The organism is Streptomyces sp. NPDC002156, from assembly GCF_053593675.1.
Genome location: NZ_JBSFDA010000181.1, coordinates 1 through 19,781 on the forward strand (window position 1 = coordinate 1; position 19,781 = coordinate 19,781).

The 19,781-nt window shown below is 71.1% G+C and carries 14 protein-coding genes; 6 read left to right on the forward strand and 8 right to left on the reverse strand.

Annotated features, from left to right (window positions below; all coding sequences use genetic code 11):
* Positions 1 to 176: 176 nt before the first annotated feature.
* The 5 genes from ACWCRB_RS41795 to ACWCRB_RS41815 all read right to left on the reverse strand — a co-directional run bounded on the left by ACWCRB_RS41795 (position 177) and on the right by ACWCRB_RS41815 (position 6,075).
* On the reverse strand, positions 177 to 1,886 hold the full coding sequence (locus tag ACWCRB_RS41795; protein ID WP_451001067.1) for a uroporphyrinogen-III synthase: 1,710 nt from the start codon (positions 1,884 to 1,886) through the stop codon (positions 177 to 179).
* Positions 1,883 to 2,863, reverse strand: coding sequence for a hydroxymethylbilane synthase (hemC, locus tag ACWCRB_RS41800; RefSeq protein WP_451001068.1), 981 nt, complete (start codon positions 2,861 to 2,863; stop codon positions 1,883 to 1,885). The genes ACWCRB_RS41795 and hemC overlap by 4 nt, the downstream gene beginning before the upstream one ends.
* Positions 2,860 to 4,626 (reverse strand): glutamyl-tRNA reductase, encoded by a 1,767-nt coding sequence (locus ACWCRB_RS41805; protein WP_451001069.1) that lies wholly within the window; start codon positions 4,624 to 4,626, stop codon positions 2,860 to 2,862. Before ACWCRB_RS41805 ends, hemC begins: the two co-directional genes overlap by 4 nt.
* Entirely contained in the window at positions 4,623 to 5,441 is an 819-nt protein-coding gene (locus ACWCRB_RS41810) for a redox-sensing transcriptional repressor Rex (RefSeq protein WP_451001070.1), read from the reverse strand. Before ACWCRB_RS41810 ends, ACWCRB_RS41805 begins: the two co-directional genes overlap by 4 nt.
* A 346-nt stretch (positions 5,442 to 5,787) precedes the next feature.
* Positions 5,788 to 6,075 carry a glutaredoxin family protein gene (locus ACWCRB_RS41815; RefSeq protein ID WP_451001071.1) on the reverse strand — a complete coding sequence of 96 codons (288 nt, stop codon included), beginning with the start codon at positions 6,073 to 6,075 and terminating at the stop codon, positions 5,788 to 5,790.
* A 102-nt stretch (positions 6,076 to 6,177) separates the two neighbouring features.
* On the opposite strand from ACWCRB_RS41815, the gene ACWCRB_RS41820 reads away from it, so the two are divergent.
* A complete protein-coding gene (locus ACWCRB_RS41820) occupies positions 6,178 to 7,122 on the forward strand; it encodes an HAD family hydrolase (protein WP_235475845.1) in 945 nt (314 codons plus the stop codon).
* 248 nt (positions 7,123 to 7,370) lie between these two features.
* Here ACWCRB_RS41820 and rsgA read toward each other — a convergent pair whose 3' ends face one another.
* Both rsgA and ACWCRB_RS41830 read right to left on the reverse strand, forming a co-directional pair.
* On the reverse strand, positions 7,371 to 8,459 hold the full coding sequence (gene rsgA / locus ACWCRB_RS41825; RefSeq protein WP_451001072.1) for a ribosome small subunit-dependent GTPase A: 1,089 nt from the start codon (positions 8,457 to 8,459) through the stop codon (positions 7,371 to 7,373).
* A gap of 303 nt (positions 8,460 to 8,762) precedes the next feature.
* Positions 8,763 to 9,488 carry a GntR family transcriptional regulator gene (locus tag ACWCRB_RS41830; protein ID WP_451001073.1) on the reverse strand — a complete coding sequence of 242 codons (726 nt, stop codon included), beginning with the start codon at positions 9,486 to 9,488 and terminating at the stop codon, positions 8,763 to 8,765.
* Between the two features lie 55 nt (positions 9,489 to 9,543).
* Between ACWCRB_RS41830 and ACWCRB_RS41835 the strand changes: the two genes are divergently transcribed.
* The 3 genes from ACWCRB_RS41835 to hglS all read left to right on the forward strand — a co-directional run bounded on the left by ACWCRB_RS41835 (position 9,544) and on the right by hglS (position 15,234).
* Positions 9,544 to 12,555 (forward strand): FAD-binding and (Fe-S)-binding domain-containing protein, encoded by a 3,012-nt coding sequence (locus ACWCRB_RS41835; RefSeq protein ID WP_451001074.1) that lies wholly within the window; start codon positions 9,544 to 9,546, stop codon positions 12,553 to 12,555.
* Between the two features lie 109 nt (positions 12,556 to 12,664).
* Positions 12,665 to 13,822 (forward strand): Glu/Leu/Phe/Val family dehydrogenase, encoded by a 1,158-nt coding sequence (locus ACWCRB_RS41840; RefSeq protein WP_451001075.1) that lies wholly within the window; start codon positions 12,665 to 12,667, stop codon positions 13,820 to 13,822.
* Between the two features lie 5 nt (positions 13,823 to 13,827).
* Positions 13,828 to 15,234 carry a 2-oxoadipate dioxygenase/decarboxylase gene (gene hglS / locus ACWCRB_RS41845; RefSeq protein ID WP_451001076.1) on the forward strand — a complete coding sequence of 469 codons (1,407 nt, stop codon included), beginning with the start codon at positions 13,828 to 13,830 and terminating at the stop codon, positions 15,232 to 15,234.
* Between the two features lie 240 nt (positions 15,235 to 15,474).
* Here hglS and ACWCRB_RS41850 read toward each other — a convergent pair whose 3' ends face one another.
* Positions 15,475 to 16,422 (reverse strand): LysR family transcriptional regulator, encoded by a 948-nt coding sequence (locus ACWCRB_RS41850; protein ID WP_451001077.1) that lies wholly within the window; start codon positions 16,420 to 16,422, stop codon positions 15,475 to 15,477.
* 647 nt (positions 16,423 to 17,069) lie between these two features.
* On the opposite strand from ACWCRB_RS41850, the gene ACWCRB_RS41855 reads away from it, so the two are divergent.
* On the forward strand, positions 17,070 to 18,239 hold the full coding sequence (locus tag ACWCRB_RS41855; RefSeq protein ID WP_451001078.1) for an NAD(P)/FAD-dependent oxidoreductase: 1,170 nt from the start codon (positions 17,070 to 17,072) through the stop codon (positions 18,237 to 18,239).
* A 48-nt stretch (positions 18,240 to 18,287) separates the two neighbouring features.
* Positions 18,288 to 19,781 (forward strand): L-piperidine-6-carboxylate dehydrogenase (amaB, locus tag ACWCRB_RS41860; protein ID WP_451001079.1); only part of this gene is annotated, 1,494 nt, incomplete at its 3' end.

Consider the following 19,781-nt stretch of genomic DNA (forward strand, 5'->3'; position numbering starts at 1 on the left):
CGCACTTCAGCACCGGCCCGGCCATTCCAGCCCGTCCGGCGCTTGAGGACGAGGCCGTTCAGGCCGAAAGGGGGGTCTGGGGGCGCAGCCCCCAGGGATGGGAACGGGTAAGGGCGGCGGGGGCGAAAAACTACCGCCCCCACCGCCCCACCCCAACCAGCTCAGCTCAACTCAGCTCACTGCGTAGTACGACGCCGACGCGCCCCCGGCCGCCGCTCACTCGGCCGAGTAACAGGATCCCCCGCATCAACCGCAGCAGCCCGCCGACGCAACCCGAAGTCAGCCAACGCCTCAGCCAACTTGTGCACGGACGGCTCCGGAGCCATCACATCCACCCGCAGCCCATGCTCCTCGGCGGTCTTAGCCGTGGCAGGCCCAATACACGCGATCACCGTCACGTTATGAGGCTTGCCCGCGATACCCACCAGATTCCGCACAGTCGACGAAGACGTGAAGAGAACGGCATCGAAGCCACCCCCCTTGATCGCCTCCCGAGTCTCCTGCGGCGGCGGCGAAGCCCGCACCGTCCGATAGGCGGTGACGTCATCAACCTCCCACCCCAGCTCGATCAGCCCCGCCACCAACGTCTCGGTGGCGATATCGGCCCGAGGCAGAAAAACACGGTCGATCGGATCGAAAACCGGGTCATAGGGAGGCCAGTCGTCCAGCAACCCAGCAGCAGACTGCTCCCCACTGGGCACAAGATCAGGCTTCACACCAAAAGCAACCAACGCCTTGGCGGTCTGTTCCCCCACCGCAGCAACCTTGATCCCGGCAAAAGCACGAGCATCAAGCCCGTACTCCTCGAACTTCTCCCGAACAGCCTTGACCGCGTTCACCGAAGTGAAAGCGATCCACTCGTACCGCCCCGTCACGAGCCCCTTGACGGCCCGCTCCATCTGCTGAGGCGTCCGAGGCGGCTCGACAGCGATGGTCGGCACCTCGTGCGGCACAGCGCCGTACGACCGCAACTGGTCGGAGAGCGTCGCCGACTGCTCCTTCGTACGCGGCACCAGAACCCGCCACCCGAACAGCGGCTTGTTCTCGAACCACGACAGCTGCTCACGCTGAGCAGCGGCGGACCGCTCGCCGACCACGGCTATCACCGGCCGGCCCCCGTCCGGGGACGGCAGCACCTTGCCCTGCTTGAACGTCTGGGCAATGGTCCCGAGCGTCGCGGACCAGGTGCGCTGCCGAGTCGTCGTACCGGCGATCGTCACAGTCAACGGCGTATCGGGCTTACGCCCGGCAGCGACCAGCTCACCGGCCGCCGCAGCAACCGAGTCCAGAGTCGTCGAGACGACAACGGTCCCGTCGGACGCCCCGACCTCGGTCCAGCACCGGTCGGAAGCGGTCCGCGCGTCCACGAACCGGACGTCCGCGCCCTGCGCGTCCCGCAGCGGAACACCCGCGTACGCGGGCACGCCGACGGCCGCCGCGACACCCGGGACCACCTCGAACGGAACGCCCGCGCGGGCGCAGGCCAGCATCTCCTCGGCGGCGTACGCGTCGAGCCCGGGATCCCCGGACACCGCACGTACGACCCGCCTGCCGCCCCGTGCGGCCTCCATGACAAGATGTGCGGCATCCCGCACAGCGGGTACACCAGCGGTCGTTGACGCGCCGTCAACAACCGCTAGTTGAGGCGTGCCTGTGCCTGGATACGTGCTGCCAATAGGCGTGTCCAATTCGGTGTTGAGTACGGCGACGCCTTGTCTGGTGTGCGCGCGTACGACGTCGAGCACCTCGTGCTCGGCGACCAGTACGTCCGCGTTCGCCAGCGCCTCGACGGCGCGCAGGGTCAGTAGTCCCGGATCCCCGGGTCCGGCACCGAGAAAGGTGACGTGCCCATGGTCCGGACCGGCGGGAAGGGTGGTGGGGCTCACTGTGCTCGCTCCCCCATCAGACCGGCCGCGCCCTTGGCAAGCATCTCGGCTGCGAGTTCACGGCCGAGCGCCATTGCTTGGTCGTACGTCTCGGGCACGGGACCGGTGGTGGACAGCTGCACCAGCGTCGAGCCGTCGGTCGTGCCGACGACGCCGCGCAGGCGCATCTCCTTGACAATCTGCCCGTCGGCCAGCAGGTCGGCCAGCGCGCCCACAGGGGCGCTGCAACCGGCCTCCAGGGCGGCGAGCAGTGACCGTTCGGCGGTCACGGCGGCCCGAGTGTACGGGTCGTCGAGTTCGCCGAGTGCCGCGATCAGGTCGGAGTCGTGGGAGGTGTTCCCCGCTCTGCACTCGATCGCCAGGGCCCCTTGGCCAGGGGCAGGCAGAACCATGTCGACCGACAGGAAGTCGGTCACTTCGTCGGCGCGCCCGATGCGGTTGAGCCCGGCCGCGGCCAGGACGACGGCATCCAGCTCACCACTTCTCACGAACCCGATCCGGGTGTCGACGTTCCCCCGGACCGGTACGACCTCGACGCTCAGCCCATGGGCACGCGCGTACGCGTTCAGCTGGGCGGTACGCCGGGTCGAGCCTGTCCCGATCCGCGCGCCGCGCGGCAGGTCGGTGAACTTGAGGTCGTCGCGCGCCACCAGTACGTCACGCGGATCCTCGCGCTCCGGTACGGCGGCCAGCACGAGGCCGTCGGGCTGTGCGGTCGGCAGGTCCTTCAGCGAGTGCACCGCGAAGTCGACCTCACCCCGCAGCAGCGCGTCCCGCAAAGCGGTCACGAAGACGCCCGTGCCGCCGATCTGGGCGAGGTCCTCGCGGGACACGTCGCCGTACGTCGTGATCTCGACGAGCTCGACGGGGCGTCCGGTCAGCCGGTGCACGGCGTCCGCGACCTGCCCGGACTGGGCCAGGGCGAGTTGACTTCGCCTGGTCCCCAGTCTCAGCGCCCCTTGTACTGGCTCACTCATGCTCGCCCTCGGTTCTCGGCGTCTGTCTCGGTGTTTTCGTCGGCCCGGGACACGGAGGCGACCGTCTCCTGGTCGAGGTCGAACAGGGTGCGCAGCGCGTCCGCGTACCCGGCGCCGCCGGGCTCGGCCGCGAGCTGCTTGACCCGTACGGTCGGCGCGTGCAGCAGTTTGTCGACCACACGCTTCACGGTCTGGGTGATCTCGGCCCGGTGCTTCTCGTCGAGCCCGGGCAGCCGCCCGTCGAGCCGGGCGATCTCACCGGCGACGACATCGGCGGCCATGGCGCGCAGCGCGACGACGGTGGGTGTGATGTGCGCGGCCCGCTGGGCGGCGCCGAAGGCCGCGACCTCGTCGGCGACGATCCGCCGGACCTGGTCCACGTCGGCCGCCATCGGAGCGTCCGCGGAGGCCTCGGCCAGCGACTCGATGTCCACCAGGCGCACCCCGGCCAGCCGGTGCACGGCCGCGTCGATGTCCCGGGGCATGGCGAGGTCGAGGAGGGAAAGCACAGGAGCGGGCCGCGGAGCACCGACAACCACCTCGGGCCGCCGCCGCTCGGGAATCCGCCCGAGGGTGGCTGCGGTACGGGCAAGCGCGGCGATCAGTTCACGGTCGTCGTCCGGCGTACGACGGGCCGCGTCCCGCCGGTCGACGGTCCCGTTGTCCACCCAGGCCGCGTGCTGCTCCAGCGTCGCCGCGTCCATCCCGGCGACGGCGGCCTCACCCATCACCGAGAACCCGGCCGACTCCTGCACTGCCTGCCCGGCCTGCGCGGCGGACAGATCGAGCGGGCACCCGTCGTCGGTGCCGATGCTGGTGGGCGGCAGCGCCGTCCGTACGTCACTCGTCATGGTCGTACGAGGGGACGGTCCGGCCTCGTCGTCCGCCGGCACCCGGCCCTCGACGGCCGCCGCGATGGTCTCGGCGCCGAGGACGACCCCTGTCGCGCCGGTACAGGAAACGGCTATATCGGCACGTGTCAGCTCGAACGGCACCGACTCCATCGGAACCGCGCGGGCGGACACGGACGCGGCGCCGCCCTCGTACCCACCGCTGTTGTCGTTGATGATCTCGGCGAGCCGGTCAGCACGCTCTGAAGTCCGGTTGGCGACGACGATCTCGGCGACGCCGAGCCGCGCGAGCGTGGCGGCGGCCAGCGAGGACATGGATCCGGCCCCGATGACCAGGGCTTTCTTGCCCACGGCCCAGGACTCCACCGAGACCCCGGCGCCCCGCCCACCGGCCAGCTGCTGGAGCCCGAAGGTGACCAGGGACTGTCCGGCGCGGTCGATCCCGGTCTCGGAGTGGGCGCGCTTGCCGACGCGCAGGCCCTGCTGGAACAGGTCGTTCAGCAGCCGCCCGGCGGAGTGCAGTTCCTGCGCGAGAGCGAGCGAGTCCTTGATCTGGCCGATGACCTGCCCCTCGCCGACGACCATGGAGTCGAGCCCACAGGCGACGGAGAACAGGTGGTGGACGGCCCGGTCCTCGTAGTGCACGTACAGGTACGGAGTGAGTTCATCAAGTCCCACCCCGCTGTGCTGGGCGAGCAGCGTGGACAGCTCGGCGACACCCGCGTGGAACTTGTCCACGTCCGCGTACAGCTCGATGCGGTTGCAGGTGGCGAGCACCGCGGCCTCGGTGGCCGGCTCGGCGGCGACGGTGTCCTGAAGCAACTTGATCTGCGCGTCCTGGGACAGCGCGGCCCGCTCCAGAACACTCACGGGAGCGCTGCGGTGACTCAGCCCGACGACGAGAAGACTCATGCCGGCATCACGGCGGGAACGTCCCCGTCAGTCCCTTTGCCACGACGGCTTCCGCCACTGCCACCACTGTCGCCGTCACTGCCGGCCTGGCCCTTGGCCGCGACGACCGCCGGAGCGGAGTCGGCGGCAGCGGCGGCGAGGGCATCGGCTTCCTCGCCGGCCTTGCGCTGCTCATGGAAAGCCAGGATCTGCAGCTCGATGGAGAGATCGACCTTGCGTACGTCGACACCGTCCGGAACGGTCAGCACGGTGGGCGCGAAGTTCAGAATGGACGTGACTCCGGCGGCGACGAGCCGATCGCACACGGGCTGAGCGGCACCGGCGGGGGTGGCGATAACGCCAATGGACACGCCGTTGTCCGCGATGATCCTTTCCAGATCATCCGAGTGCTGCACCGGAATACCCGCCACGGGCTTTCCCGCCATCGCGGGATCGGCGTCGATCAGGGCGGCCACCCGGAATCCACGGGAGGCGAAGCCGCCGTAGTTCGCGAGGGCGGCGCCGAGATTACCGATACCGACGATCACTACCGGCCAGTCCTGGGTCAGCCCCAGCTCACGCGAGATCTGATAGACGAGATACTCGACGTCGTACCCCACACCACGCGTCCCATAGGAGCCGAGGTAGGAGAAGTCCTTGCGCAGCTTCGCGGAGTTCACGCCCGCGGCGGCGGCCAGTTCCTCGGAGGAGACCGTGGGTACCGAGCGCTCCGACAGCCCGGTCAGGGCACGCAGATACAGCGGAAGCCTGGCGACGGTGGCCTCGGGAATCCCTCGGCTGCGGGTCGCCGGTCGGTGAGTTCGGCCAGTTGCCACGGTGCTCCTGCGGGTAGCGCGGGGCTGCAGGCGGTCACACGTACCTAGACCGCCCCGTCGAATGCAGGCTATGTCTTTGTGAACGCGTGCACAAAGATGGTGTCCGATTTGCCCGGCCAACGTGACCGGGGTCACGCACCCCCGGCGCACGCGTATGGAACCGGCGCACAAGCACCGTCGTCCCTCGCCGTCACAGGCACCGTTCGGGGGCAAAACCGCACACACTCCTCATGAATCCCGCCCCCGAGATCTGAACCGCCCTCGATCCTAAGCGACTTTCCGGACCACCTGGACTGCTCAGTCAGTACTTGGTCAGAACTCGACCACTCGGTAATCGACCGGGAATCTATGTGAGGGCTTTGCGAAGACGTTCTTCGTTGACGCGCCAGAACGTGTGCTGGGCCCCGTCGATGAGCACGACGGGGATCTGTTCCCAGTACTGACGGTGGAGTTCCTCGTCCTGAGTGATGTCCTTCTGCTCCCAGGACACCCCAAGATCGGCACACACCTTCTCGACAACTCCCTGTGCGTCATCACACAAATGACAACCGGGCTTCCGGATGAGAGTGACGAGCCGAGGCTGCTGGGACTCAGGGGAAGCGGGGGACCCACTGCGCCGAAAGAGGGGACTCATGAACCCATTGTCCCGCTTGTTTAACTGCGCGGTCGCGGAGAGTTCACAGCCTCCAAACCTCTCGACTCCGGAAGCACCGAACAGACTGGCTATGCTCACGTCATGGCCGCTCTCGGATGGCTCACTCCCCGTAGGCGCTCCGCCACCGCGCGGAGCGTGTTGGCAGGCGAGGCCTCGGCGGAGGCAGCGCGCAAATCCTCCCAGGAGCTGGAGGAACTCACCCCTGCCCCGGCCCCGCCGGGCACCGAGGAGGAGCCGGCGTTCCCGGTCCTCGGTGACGACAGGGCCGCCGCGTTCTTCGACCTCGACAACACGGTCATGCAGGGCGCCGCGATCTTCCACTTCGGCCGGGGCCTCTACAAGCGGAAGTTCTTCGAGACCCGAGACCTCTACCGATTCGCCTGGCAGCAGGCGTGGTTCAGACTGGCCGGCGTAGAAGACCCGGAGCACATGCAAGACGCACGGGACTCAGCTCTCTCGATCGTCAAGGGCCACAGGGTCGCCGAACTGATGTCGATCGGCGAGGAGATCTACGACGAGTACATGGCCGAACGCATCTGGCCAGGCACTCGCGCCTTGGCGCAAGCGCACCTGGACGCAGGCCAAAAGGTCTGGCTGGTAACGGCAGCCCCGGTCGAAATCGCGACAGTGATCGCCCGCCGCCTGGGCCTGACGGGCGCGCTGGGCACGGTCGCGGAGTCGGTGGACGGCGTATACACGGGCAAGCTGGTGGGAGAACCCCTGCACGGCCCGGCGAAGGCGGAAGCGGTACGAGCCCTGTCGACGGCGGAAGGCCTGGACCTTTCCCGCTGCGCGGCGTACAGCGACTCCCACAACGACATCCCGATGCTGTCCCTGGTGGGCCACCCCTACGCGATCAACCCGGACGCCAAACTCCGCAAACACGCCCGCCAACTGGACTGGCGCCTACGGGACTACCGCACGGGCCGCAAGGCAGCAAAGGTAGGAATCCCGGCCGCGGCCGGGGTAGGCGCAGTAGCGGGCGGCACAGCAGCGGCCATCGCCCTGCACCGCCGCCGCCGCTGACCACCCCGATTCTTCGCCCCCGCCGCCCCTACCCATACCCATCCTCGGGGGCTGCGCCCCCGAACCCCCGCTCCGGCCCTGAACGGGCCCTGTCCTCAAACGCCGGACGGGCTAAAAGATCAAGCACCGGCCGGCACCACCCAGCCCGTCCGGCGTTTGAGGACAAGGGGGTTCGGGGGCGGAGCCCCCGAGGATGGGACGGGTAGGGGCGGCGGGGGCGAAGAAAGCCCCCGCGCGCCCGGCGGCGGCTACCGCTGGCGCCCCCGCTTCGCCTCCATCGCCGCCCTCCCCTCCGCCCCCTTCTTCTTCCAGTCCTTGCGGATCTCCGCCCGCAACCGCGCATCGGTCTTGGCGACGATGTACTGGTTCTCCCGCAGCAGCTTGCGGTAGCTGTCCAGGCGCCGGTGAGCCAGCACGCCGGAGTCGACCGCGTCCAGCACCGCGCACCCCGGCTCCGCCGTGTGGGCGCAGTCCTGGAAGCGGCAGTCGACGGCCAGTTCCTCGATCTCGGCGAAGACCTGCCCGACACCGGTACCGGCGTCCCAGAGGCCGACGCCACGCAGCCCCGGTGTGTCGATGAGGACGCCCCCGCCGGGCAGGGCGAGCAGGTTGCGGGTGGTTGTGGTGTGCCGGCCCTTGCCGTCGGCGTCACGGGTGGCCTGGACCTCCATGACGTCCACGCCGAGCAGCGCGTTCGCGAGCGTCGACTTGCCCGCACCGGACTGCCCGAGCAGCACGGCCGTACCGTCGGAGACGACCGCCGCGAGGACGTCGACGCCGTCCCCGTTGGTGGAGCTGACGGTGAGCACCGGCACCCCGGGGGCGGTGGCCTCCACGTCCTGGACGAGGTAGGAGAGCGTCGTCGCGTCCGGTACCAGGTCGGCCTTGGTGAGGACCACGACCGGCTGCGCGCCCGATTCCCAGGCCAGCGCCAGGAACCGTTCGACACGGCCGAGGTCGAGTTCGACGGCCAGCGACACGGCGACGATCGCGTGGTCGACGTTGGCCGCGAGGATCTGGCCCTCGGACCGCTTGGAGGAGGTGGACCGTACGAACGCGCTCCGGCGCGGCAGATACGTACGGACGTAACGCGGGTCGCCGGCCGGTTCGACCACGGCCCAGTCGCCCGTGCAGATGACCCGCATCGGATCGGTGGGCGTGACGAACGCGGTGTCGGCGCGCAGCACACCGCCGGCGGTGGCGACGTCGCACTGGCCGCGGTCGACGCGGATCACGCGGCCGACGAGCAGCCCTTCGGCGGCGTACGGGGCGAATTCGGCTGCCCATGCGTCGTCCCAGCCGTACGGGGCGAGCGCGTGTGAGGAAAGGGAAGTCAAGGGAGACCCTTCACAAGGGTGGCCCCGGCGCGCGCACTCGGGCGCGAAGGAAAGTGGAGGTCAGCCGGTGGCCACGGAGGTGGACTTGATGCACTTCTGGATGCGGGCAGCGCCCATCTCAAAGACAGCCATCGGGTCACACCTCCTGGTCCTGTTCAGCGTCCTGCTCAGCCGATGTCGGCGGCCGATCGGCCGCCGGCGGAACAACAGAAACCCTAGCCCCGAGTCCTGGAGGGAAGCCAACTCTTTTTCTGCTTCTGCCTCAACGCCGTCGAGCCCCCGCCGTCAGCGTCATCGTCACTGTCATCCGATGATCTCTGTCCAGAGGGCCTCGATGGCCGCGTCTGCCGGCGGGACGCCCTCCGTCTGGGCCGACAGGAGTCTGCCCGTGGCTTCCAGGTGGGCCCGCATGTCGTCGTGGGCCGTCTTCCCGTCGCCTGCCGCGATCGCGTCGAGCACCGGGCGGTGTTCCGCGGCGACGGCGGGCAGGGAGCGGGCCGCCTTGGTGGTGCCGGGGCCGATGAGGCGGGTCCGCTCGCGGAGGTCGCGGACCACGGCGGCGGCCTGGCTGTTGCCCGCCGCGGTGAGGATCGTGTCGTGGAAGGCCTGGTCGTGGGCCCAGAAGGCGGGTTCGTCCGATGCGGCCGCCGCCTTCTCCATGGCGGTCATCGTCTCCCGGAGCCGCGCCGTCACCTCCGGGTCACGGCGGGCGGCGACCCGGGCCGCGGCCGGTGGTTCCAGGGCGATGCGGATGGCGAAGATCTCGACGATCTGCCGGGCGGAGGGCACGGTGACACGGAAGCCCCGGTTGCGTTCGAAGGCGACCAGCCCGGCGGCCTCCAGCTTCAGCAGTCCGTCGCGTACCGGTGAGCGGGAGATGCCCAGCGCCTCGGCCAGTTGGTACACGGAGTACAGCTCGTCCGCGCGCAGTTCGCCGCGGCGCACCATCTGCTGCACCTTCTCCATGACCTCTTCGGTGAGCGTACGGCGGGTGCCGATCCGTTCCTCGGTGCGCAGGGCGTCGGGCATGGCGCCATCGTACGGGAGCAGACACCGGCGATCGGTCACAGGTAACATGTTACGTGTGACTCAATCGTGGCTCTCGATGCCCTCCCATCCCACCGGCGCCGCACTGCGTCGCCGCCTGTTGCGTGCCGGGCTCCACGACGTCCGCGTCGACGACACCACCCGCGCCGCCTACTCCTCCGACGCCTCCCTCTACCGTGTGCTCCCCGCCGCCGTCGCCTTCCCCCGCGACGCCGCCGAGGTCGCCGCCGCAGTCCGTGCCTCCCGCCTCCTCGGGCTCGGCGTCACCGCCCGTGGCGCCGGCACCTCCGTCGCGGGCAACGCCATCGGCCCCGGACTCGTGCTGGACTTCTCCCGCCATCTCGACGCGGTCCTCGCCGTCGACCCCGAGGCCCGTACGGCCCGTGTCCAACCCGGCGTGGTGCACGCGTCGTTGCAGCGCGCCGCCGCCCCGTACGGGCTGCGTTTCGGCCCCGACCCCTCCACCCACACCCGCTGCACCATCGGCGGAATGATCGGCAACGACGCCTGCGGTTCGCGGGCCCTCGGCTACGGCCGCACCACGGAGAACACCGAGGCCCTCACCCTGGTCACCGGCACCGGCGAAGTGCTGCGTACCAGCCGTCTGGAGACCCCGTACACCGCCGACGGCTGCCCCACCCAGCAGCGCGAACTCAAGGCGCTCGTCGCCCGCTCCCTGGAGCCGATCCGCACCGAACTCGGCCGTTTCCACCGGCAGATATCCGGCTATCCCCTGCACCAGCTCCTCCCCGAGAACGGCTTCGACCTCACCCGCATGCTGGTCGGCAGTGAAGGCACCCTCGGCATCGTCACCGAGGCGACCGTGCGGCTGGTCCGTGACCCCGCCCACCGTGTGCTGGTGGCGCTCGGCTATCCCGACATCGCCACCGCCGGTGAGGCCACCGCCCTCGTCCTGCCGTACCGGCCGATCGCCTGCGAAGGGCTCGACTCGCGCATCGTGGACGTGGTCCGCGAGCGCAAGGGGGCCATCGCCGTCCCTGATCTGCCGCGCGGCGCCGCCTGGCTGTTCGTCGAACTCGCCGGGGACGAACGCGCCGAACTCCTCGACCGCGCCGCGAAGTTGGCGGCCGGAGCCGACGCGCTGGAGCACCGCGTCGTCGCCGATCCCGCCGAGCAGGCCGCGCTCTGGCGGATCCGCGAGGACGGCGGGGGGCTGGTGGGCCGCGCACCGTCGGGGCGTCCCGCCTGGGCGGGGTGGGAGGACGCCGCCGTACCGCCCGCCCAACTCGGCGGCTATCTGCGGGCCTTCGACACCCTGCTGGCCGAACACGGCCTGACCGCCATGCCGTTCGGCCATTTCGGCGAGGGCTGCATCCACGTACGGCTGGACTTCCCGTTCGACCGTCCCGACGGCACGGCCGCATTCCGGCGTTTCCTCATCGAAGCCGCCGATCTGGTCGCCGCGCACGGTGGCACCCTGTCCGGCGAGCACGGCGACGGCCGGGCCCGCAGCGAGCTGCTGCCGCGTGTGTACTCGCGGCGCGTGCTCGACCTCTTCGCCGAGGTCAAGTCGGTGTTCGACCCGGACGGCATCCTCAACCCGGGGGTGCTCGTCGACCCCCGCCCGCTCGACGCGGACCTGCGTGTGCCGACGGCCCGGCCGCCCGCGCAGCCGCTCGCCCTGCTCTACCCCGCCGACGACGGCGACTTCTCCGCGGCCGTGCACCGCTGCACCGGCGTCGGCAAGTGCCGCTCCGTCGCACAGGGTCCTGGCACGGTGATGTGCCCCTCGTACGCCGCGACCCGCGAGGAGAAGGACTCCACCCGGGGCCGGGCCCATGTGCTCCAGGAAATGCTCAACGGCGAACTGGTCGGCGGCTGGAGCGCGCCCGCCGTGGCCGAGGCGCTGGACCTGTGCCTCGGGTGCAAGGGCTGCGCCTCCGACTGCCCGACCGGCATCGACATGGCCGCGTACAAGGCCGAGGCCCTGCACCAGAAGTACCGTGGCCGCCCGCGGCCCCGCTCCCACTACACCCTGGGCCGCCTCCCGATGTGGGCCAAGCTCGCCTCCCGGGCACCCCGCCTGATCAACCTGCTCCTACGCACACCGGGCCTGCGACAGCTCGCGCTGTTCGGCGCCGGTGTCGACGCCCGCCGCGGTGTCCCGCCGTTCGCCCGTATCACCGCCCGGAAGAACCTTGCGGATACGACGACCACTGAGCAGGTCGGGCGAAGTCCGCTACGGTTCGGCAGCGCCCCAAAGGGGCGCGGGGAACTGCGCGACCAGCCACAACGGCGCCGCAGCCAACCGACGACACCTCACGGCACTTCAACGAGAGCGCTGGACGGCCGTCCAGTCATCCTCTTCCTCGACAGCTTCACCGAACACTTCGCCCCCGACGTCGCCGAAGACATCCTCGCCGTACTCGTCGACGCCGGCTACAGCCCCACCCTCACCGGCGAAGAGGTCTGCTGCGGCCTGACCTGGATCTCCACCGGTCAGCTGGACGAGGCCCGCCGCCGTCTCACCCGCTCGGTCGCCGCCCTGGACGAGGCCGCCCGCGCGGGCATACCCATCGTGGGCATCGAACCCTCCTGCACCGCCGCGCTCCGGCACGACGCGGTCGAACTGCTCGGCACGGACGCCGCCCGCCGGGTGGCCGCGGCGACCCGCACCCTCGCCGAACTGCTCGCCTCGGACGGCGACTGGACCCCGCCCGACCTCACCGGCGTGGAGGTGGTCGCCCAGCCGCACTGCCACCAGCACGCCGTCGGTGGCTGGGACGCCGAGGCCCGGCTGCTCGCCGACGCGGGCGCACGGGTGCGACGGGTCGGCGGCTGCTGCGGGCTCGCCGGGAACTTCGGCGTCGAACGTGGCCACTACGAGGTGTCGGTGACGGTCGCCGAACAGCAGCTGCTGCCCGCGCTGGACGAGGCCGGCCCGGACGCGGTGTTCCTGGCCGACGGCTTCTCCTGCCGTACCCAGGCCGCCGACCTGCGCGACCGCACCGGACTCCACCTGGCCCAGCTGCTGCGTCGCGCCGCCCGTGGTGACCTGGGCGGTTCGGGACGCGACGGCGCGGCATAAGGATCGCTGATGGTCACCTGCGACAACCGTGTGCTGGATCCCCTGTCCCGGCCGGTGCGGCACGGCAATCATGAAAGGCCTCGCCGAAACGCCTGAGGAGCGTGCAACCTTGCCGAACGACACTTTCGACCTCATGGACGAATGGGGCCCGGAGAAGGTGGTCTGCGTCTCCGACCGCCGGACCGGGATGCGGGGAGTCCTGGTCCTCGACAACACCGCCCGTGGCATGGGCAAGGGCGGCACGCGGATGAGTGCCGGCCTGAGCGTGCTGGAAGTCGCGCGGCTGGCCCGGGCCATGACCTGGAAGTGGGCCGCGGTCGACCTCTTTCATGGCGGAGCGAAGGCGGGCATCCTCGGCGACCCGAACTCCCCGGACAAGGAGCGCATCCTGCGTGCCTTCGCCCGCGCCCTGTCCAACGAGGTGCCCAGCGAGTACGTCTTCGGCCTGGACATGGGCCTCACCGAGACCGACGCGGCGATCTTCGTGGACGAGCTGGGCGACCGCGGCGCCGCCGTCGGTCTGCCGCGCGCTCTCGGCGGCCTGCCCTACGACGAGCTGGGGGTCACGGGCTACGGCGTCGCCGAGGCCGCCGACGCCGCCGCGCAGAGCATCGGGCTGCCCCTCGCCGGCGCGCGCGTCGCACTCCAGGGCTTCGGCGCCGTCGGTCTGGCCACCGCGCGCCGGCTGGCCGAGCTGGGGGCCGTCGTGGTCGCCGCGTCCACCGCCCGGGGCGCCGTGCTCGACCCCGACGGGCTGGACGTCCCCCGGCTGGCGGAGCTGCGCGCCACCCACGGCGACGACTGCGTGCGGGAGTACGGCGGTACCGTCGACACCGACGCCGTCCTCACCGCCGACGCCGACATCCTCATTCCGGCCGCGCGTGAGGACGTCATCGACAAGGACCTGGCCGGCACGACCTCCGTACGCCTCGTCGTCGAGGGCGCCAACCTGCCCACCACCCCGGCCGCGCGCGATGTGCTGCACCAGCGCGGCATCGCCGTGGTGCCCGACTTCATCGCCAACGCGGGCGGTATCGTCGCCGCCGCGCACTCCATGGACGCCCGCTACTCGCCCTTCACCGTCGACCCCGCCGACGTCTTCCCCATGATCTCCGCCAAGATGCGCGCCAACACGGCGACCGTGCTGGCCGAGAGCGCCCGGCACGACGTACCGCCGCACCACGCCGCCCAGCTGCTCGCCCAGGAGCGGGTGCGTGAGGCGATGCGGTTGCGCGGTCAGTACAACCCCGGAAGGTTCGGAGGGTGAAGTCCATGCGGTTCGTCGATTCCACCGAGCTGCGCGCCGGCTTCGCGGCGCGCCTGTCCACGCTCTACGGGACGGAGGTACCGGCGTACACCACGCTGGTCGATGTCTCGCACGAGGTGAACCAGCGGGTCATGCGCCGTGACCCCGAGGCCGCCCAGCGGCTGGGCACCATCGAGCGTGTCACCGCCGAGCGGCACGGCGCCATCCGCGTCGGCAGCCCCGCCGAACTGGCCCAGGTGGCACGGATCTTCGGCGCGCTGGGCATGCGCCCCACCGGCTTCTACGACCTGCGCGACGCCCGCCCCCGGCCGATCCCGGTGATCTCCACCGCCTTCCGCCCGACCGACCGGGCCGAGCTGGCCCGTAACCCCTTCCGCGTCTTCACCTCGATGCTGGTGCCCGAGGACGGCCGGTTCTTCGACGCCGACCTCGCACAGAGGCTGCGTACGTTCATCGGCGGCCGCCGCCTCTTCGGCGACGAACTCCTCACCCTCGCCGACCACGCCGAGGCCGAGGGCGGCCTGAAGGAGACCGACGCCGAGCGTTTCCTCACCCTCGCCACCGCTGCGTTCGCGCTGTCCCCGGAGCCGGTGGACCGGGCCTGGTACGGCGAACTGGAGCGCGTCTCCGACGTCGCCGCCGACATCGGCGGTGTCACCTCGACCCACATCAACCACCTCACCCCGCGCGTGCTGGACATCGACGACCTGTACGCCGACATGAGCAGCCGCGGCATCGCGATGATCGACCGCATCCAGGGCCCGCCGCACTGGGAGGGCCCGGACGTGCTGCTGCGCCAGACGTCGTTCCGCGCCCTGTCGGAGCCGCGCCGCTTCCGCGAGCCGGACGGCAGCGTCCGCGACGGCGAACTGCGGGTGCGCTTCGGCGAGGTCGAGGCGCGCGGCATCGCGCTCACCCCGGCCGGCCGTGACCTGTACGACCGGCTGGTGGCCACCGTGGACGAGCGGAGCGCCGCCCGGCCGGCCGACGACCGCCAGGACGTCGCCGCCGAGGTGTGGCGCGAGGGGATGCCGCGCACGGAACGCGAACTCGCAGAGCGGGAGCTGGCGTTCTTCACGTACCGCGTCCGCGAGGACCGCCCGCCCGGCCCGCCGCCGGCCACCGCGTCCACCGCCGACCTGATCACGGGCGGCTGGGTGGAGGCGGAGCCCATCGTCTACGAGGACTTCCTGCCCCGCTCGGCCGCCGGCATCTTCGCCTCCAACCTCAGCGGCGCCGGCCACCTGGACACCGACGAGGGCGGCGCCGAACGCGACCTGGCCTGGCTCTCCGGAGCCGTCGACCGCGAGATCCACGTACCCGAGGAGCTGTACCGGGCGGAGAGCGAGGCATCGCTGGCGACAGCGCTCACCGAACTCGGCGCCTCGCCCCAGCCCGCCTCGCCCGCGTAGGGAGTGCTCATGAGCGGGGTCGGGTCGGTCCCCGGGCCCGGCAAAGCCGACGTCCGCCGCGCCCACGCCCCCGAACCGCAGCGCGGACGCGGCGGAAGTCCTTGCGCGCACCGGCATCCGGCGTGGCGGTGCTGCCCGGGGCGAGTCGCGTCCGCCCGGCGAGCGGGGGCTGCGTGGACGACGGCACCTGGGCGGACGGTACTTGCCCGGCGAGGGAGAGCTGACCCGCAGGTCAGCAGGTCACGCCGGCGCCGACGTCGCCGTGATGCCGATGCCGTTGGCGGCGACCTCGCGGGCGGAGGTGCGCAGTGCGGTCAGCATGGTGTGCCACACCCCGTCGGTGGCGCCCGGTGAGCGCAGGGCCACCACCTGGCGGTAGGCGTCCGGGTGGGCGAGGGGGGTGCAGGTGACCCCGGGGACGGGCGCGTAGCCCAGCGCCGGTACCACGGCCACGCCGAGACCGGCGGCTACCAGGCCCCGTAGTACGGCGTAGTTGTTGCTGCGGTACGCCACCAGCGGCTCGAAGCCCGCCGCCGCGCACAGCCTGCGCAGCATCGAGGCGGCTGACGTGCCGGGACGGGTGGTGATCCACGTTTCCTTGGCCAGCAGCTCGATCGACGGCCCGTCGCCGTCGCTGTCGCCGATCAGGGGGTGGTCGGCCGGGGTGAGCAGCAGCAGGTCCTCGGTGAGAAGCCGCTCCGCGCACAGGCCCTTCGGCCAGCGCCGGGGGACCAGTCCGTAGTGGTAGACCAGCACGACGTCCAGCTCGTGGCTCTCCATCATCGGCAGCAGCTCGGCGGGCTCCCCCTCGTCGAGCTGCACGTCGACCTGCGGGTGGTCGGCGGTGAACGCCGACAGCGCGCGGGGCAGCAGATGTTCGCTCGCGGTCGGGAAGCTGCCCAGCCGCAGCCGGCCCACCACGCCGTCGAGCAGCAGCGCGACATCGTCCTCCAGGGCCCGCAGGCTGCCGAGCGCCTCCAGGGAGCGCCGGGCGATGAACTCGGCCGTCGGTGTCGGCCGGACGCCGTGCGCGCCCCGTTCGAAGAGAGGGGCGCGCACCTGCCGTTCGAGCGCGGACATCTGCTGGGAGACGGCCGAGCCGGTGTAGCCGAGCTGACGGGCCGCGTCGGCGAAGGAGCCGGTGCGCAGGACCGCCTGCAGGGTGTGCAGATGGATGGGATTGAGCATAAGGAACACTAACCTCCGGCTCTCACCGGACCCTCTCGTATACGCGTGTATATCGAGCGTGAATCCGGCACCCGTTATCCGTTCGACGCTTGGTTAACCGGTGCTTCACCTGCCGAAACACAGGCGGAACGGGGGCGCCGGGCGGGACTTCCCGAGCTATTTCCTGTGCCCCGCAAGCATTTTCACCGCTCCGCCGAGTCCATCACGCCGAGCCCAAGCATCACTTATCGCAGCGTAATTCTTCCTGCGTCTTGAGCCACTTCCTGAAGAGTTAATCATTCGGGCAGTGTGACTCGCCAGAGATCAGTCGCGGTGATCGCGGCGGAACCGATGACGGGCAGGACACACGATGTCGCAGCGGCACCGACGCGACGGACGGCCGGACCACCCCTCGGCGCTCCCCGGGGCGACACCGGACAGGCCGACGCACTTCGCTGGACCGCCGCACAGCCCTGCCACCCCTGCCACCCCTGCCACCAGGCATGCGATGCTCAGACTCACCCCGGCCCCCGCACCGGCAGGCAACCGGGCCGCCGCCCCCGGTGGCACTCCCGACCGGCCGTCCGCCACACCCCGACGCCGGTGGGCGGCCCGGCAGCCGACCGGACACCCACCGCAACACCCCACCGCACGAACCGGAGGAACTCGTGACCACGACAGCACGCCATGTGCCGCCCGACGCGGCCGACGTCGTCATCATCGGCGGCGGCATCATGGGGCTCAGCGCCGCCTACCATCTCGCGGCGGCGGGCGTCGAACGGGTCGTACTCGTGGAGCGCGGCGCTCTCGGCGAGGGCTCGACCTGCAAGGCGGCCGGCGGGGTCAGGGCGCTGTTCTCCGACGAGATCAACATCAAGCTCGGCCTGCACAGCCTGGAGACCTTCGAGCGCTTCGGCACCGAGTTCGAGCAGGAGATCGACCTCCACCAGGTCGGCTACCTCTTCCTCCTCGACGACGAGAAGGACCTGGACACCTTCGCCAGGAACGCCGAGCTGCAGAACGCCCTCGGCGTGCCGAGCCGCGTCATCGACGTCGCCGAGGCCAAGCGACTCTCCCCGCTCATCGACACCGAGGGCCTGGTCGGCGCGCTGTACTCGCCCCGTGACGGCCACTGCACCCCGGAGTCGGTGGTGCTCGGTTACGCCGGCGCCGCCCGCCGCGCCGGCGCCCGGATCGTCACCGGGTGCGCGGCCACCGGGATCGACGTCGAGGGCGGGGAGATCACCGCCGTACACACCGAGCACGGCACCATCCGCACCGCCAGCGTCATCTGTACCGTCGGCGCCTGGGCCAAGGAGGTCGGCGCCTGGGCGGGGGTGACGCTGCCGGTGGAGCCGCTGCGCCGGCAGATCGTGATCACCGAACCGGTGCCGGGGCTGGCCTCCGACACCCCGTTCACCATCGACTTCTCCACCTCGTTCTACTTCCACAACGAGGGCAAGGGCCTGCTCATGGGCATGCCCGACCCCGTCGACTCCTGGGGGTTCGACCAGACCCGCGATCCGGAGTGGCTCGCCGACCTCGCCGAGGTGCTGGAGCGGCGCGTCCCCGCCCTCGGTGACGTCGGCATCGCGAGCGGCTGGGCGGGCCTGTACGAGATGACGCCCGACCACAACGCGCTGATCGGGCGCTCGGCTCAGGTGCCCGGTTTCCTGTACGCGACGGGCTTCTCCGGGCACGGGTTCCTCATGGGCCCCGCGGTCGGTGAGGTGCTGCGCGACCTCTACACCGGCGCGACCCCCCTCGTGGACGTCAGCGCGCTGAGCGCGGACCGGTTCACGAACGCGGACATACGGCGCGAACTCAACATCGTCTAGACGGTCCAGACCCTGTCCGGCACAACCCGTGAGGAAGCTGATCCACCCATGACCCGAACCCACATCCCCGGCCCCGACCTCCTCGGCGCGCAGGCACTGGAGGCCGCCCGCAGCTGCGGTGTCGACGTGGCCGCCGTCGCCGGCGACGCCCCGCACCGCTCGCCGGTCAACGGCGGTTCGCTGGGCGGCGTCGCGTGGAGCGAGCCCGCCGGCCTCGACGAGGTGGTGGCCCGGTCCCAGGAGGCGTTCCTGGCCTGGCGCAAGGTACCCGCCCCGGCGCGCGGCGCCGTGGTCAAGCGCCTGGGTGAACTGCTCACCGCGCACAAGGCCGACCTCGGCGAACTGATCAGCCTGGAAGCCGGGAAGATCACCTCCGAGGCGCTGGGCGAGGTGCAGGAGATGATCGACATCTGCGACTTCGCGGTCGGTCTCTCCCGCCAGCTCTACGGTCGTACGGCCGTCTCCGAGCGGCCCGGGCACCGGCTGATGGAGACCTGGCACCCGCTGGGCGTGGTGGGTGTCATCAGCGCCTTCAACTTCCCGGCGGCGGTGTGGGCATGGAACACCGCCATCGCGCTGGTCTGCGGCGACACGGTGGTGTGGAAGCCGTCCGAGCAGACGCCGCTGACCGCGTGGGCGAGTGCCGCGCTGCTCGACCGGGCGCTGACGGAGGCGGGCGCGCCCCGCGAGGTCAGCCAGGTCGTGGTCGGTGGCCCGGCGGTGGGTGAGGCCCTGGTCGACCACCGGGACGTGGCGCTGGTCAGTGCCACCGGCTCGACCCGGATGGGCCGCGCCGTCGGCCCCCGGGTGGCGAACCGCTTCGGCCGCTCGCTGCTGGAACTGGGCGGCAACAACGCCGGCATCGTCGCGCCCTCGGCGGATCTGGACCTCGCCCTGCGCGGCATCGTGTTCAGCGCGGCGGGCACGGCCGGTCAGCGCTGCACCACGATGCGCCGCGTCATCGCCCACCGCAGCATCGCCGACGACCTCACCGAGCGCCTGGTCGAGGCGTACGCTCGACTGCCCATCGGCAATCCGATGGTCGCGGGGACCCTGGTGGGCCCGCTGGTGAACCGGATCGCGTACGAGGCGATGGCGGCGGCGGTCAAGCAGGCCACGGCCGAGGGCGGCACGGTCGTCGCGGGCGGCGGCCGCGAACTGGCGGACGAGGCCCCGGACGCGTACTACGTCCAGCCGGCCATCGTGCGCATGCCCGCCCAGACGGACGTCGTCCGCGCCGAGACGTTCGCCCCGCTCCTCTACGTGCTGACCTACGACGACCTCGACGAGGCCATCGCGCTCAACAACGACGTCCCGCAGGGTCTGTCCTCGTCGCTCTTCACCCGCGACCAGGCGGAGGCGGAGATCTTCGTCTCCGACGAGGGCTCGGACTGCGGCATCGTCAACGTCAACATCGGCACCTCGGGTGCCGAGATCGGCGGCGCCTTCGGCGGCGAGAAGGAGACGGGCGGCGGCCGCGAGTCCGGCTCCGACGCCTGGCGCGGCAGCAACGGCCGCGTGTACTGCGCGCCCAGGTCGGCG

Coding starts and splice junctions, on each gene's coding strand:
- ACWCRB_RS41850 (WP_451001077.1), bottom strand. CDS start 16,422: ATGCTCAATCCCATCCATCTGCACACCCTGCAGGCGGTCCTGCGCACC.
- ACWCRB_RS41820 (WP_235475845.1), top strand. CDS start 6,178: ATGGCCGCTCTCGGATGGCTCACTCCCCGTAGGCGCTCCGCCACCGCG.
- ACWCRB_RS41830 (WP_451001073.1), bottom strand. CDS start 9,488: ATGCCCGACGCCCTGCGCACCGAGGAACGGATCGGCACCCGCCGTACG.
- hemC (WP_451001068.1), bottom strand. CDS start 2,863: ATGAGTGAGCCAGTACAAGGGGCGCTGAGACTGGGGACCAGGCGAAGT.
- hglS (WP_451001076.1), top strand. CDS start 13,828: ATGCGGTTCGTCGATTCCACCGAGCTGCGCGCCGGCTTCGCGGCGCGC.
- ACWCRB_RS41805 (WP_451001069.1), bottom strand. CDS start 4,626: ATGAGTCTTCTCGTCGTCGGGCTGAGTCACCGCAGCGCTCCCGTGAGT.
- ACWCRB_RS41815 (WP_451001071.1), bottom strand. CDS start 6,075: ATGAGTCCCCTCTTTCGGCGCAGTGGGTCCCCCGCTTCCCCTGAGTCC.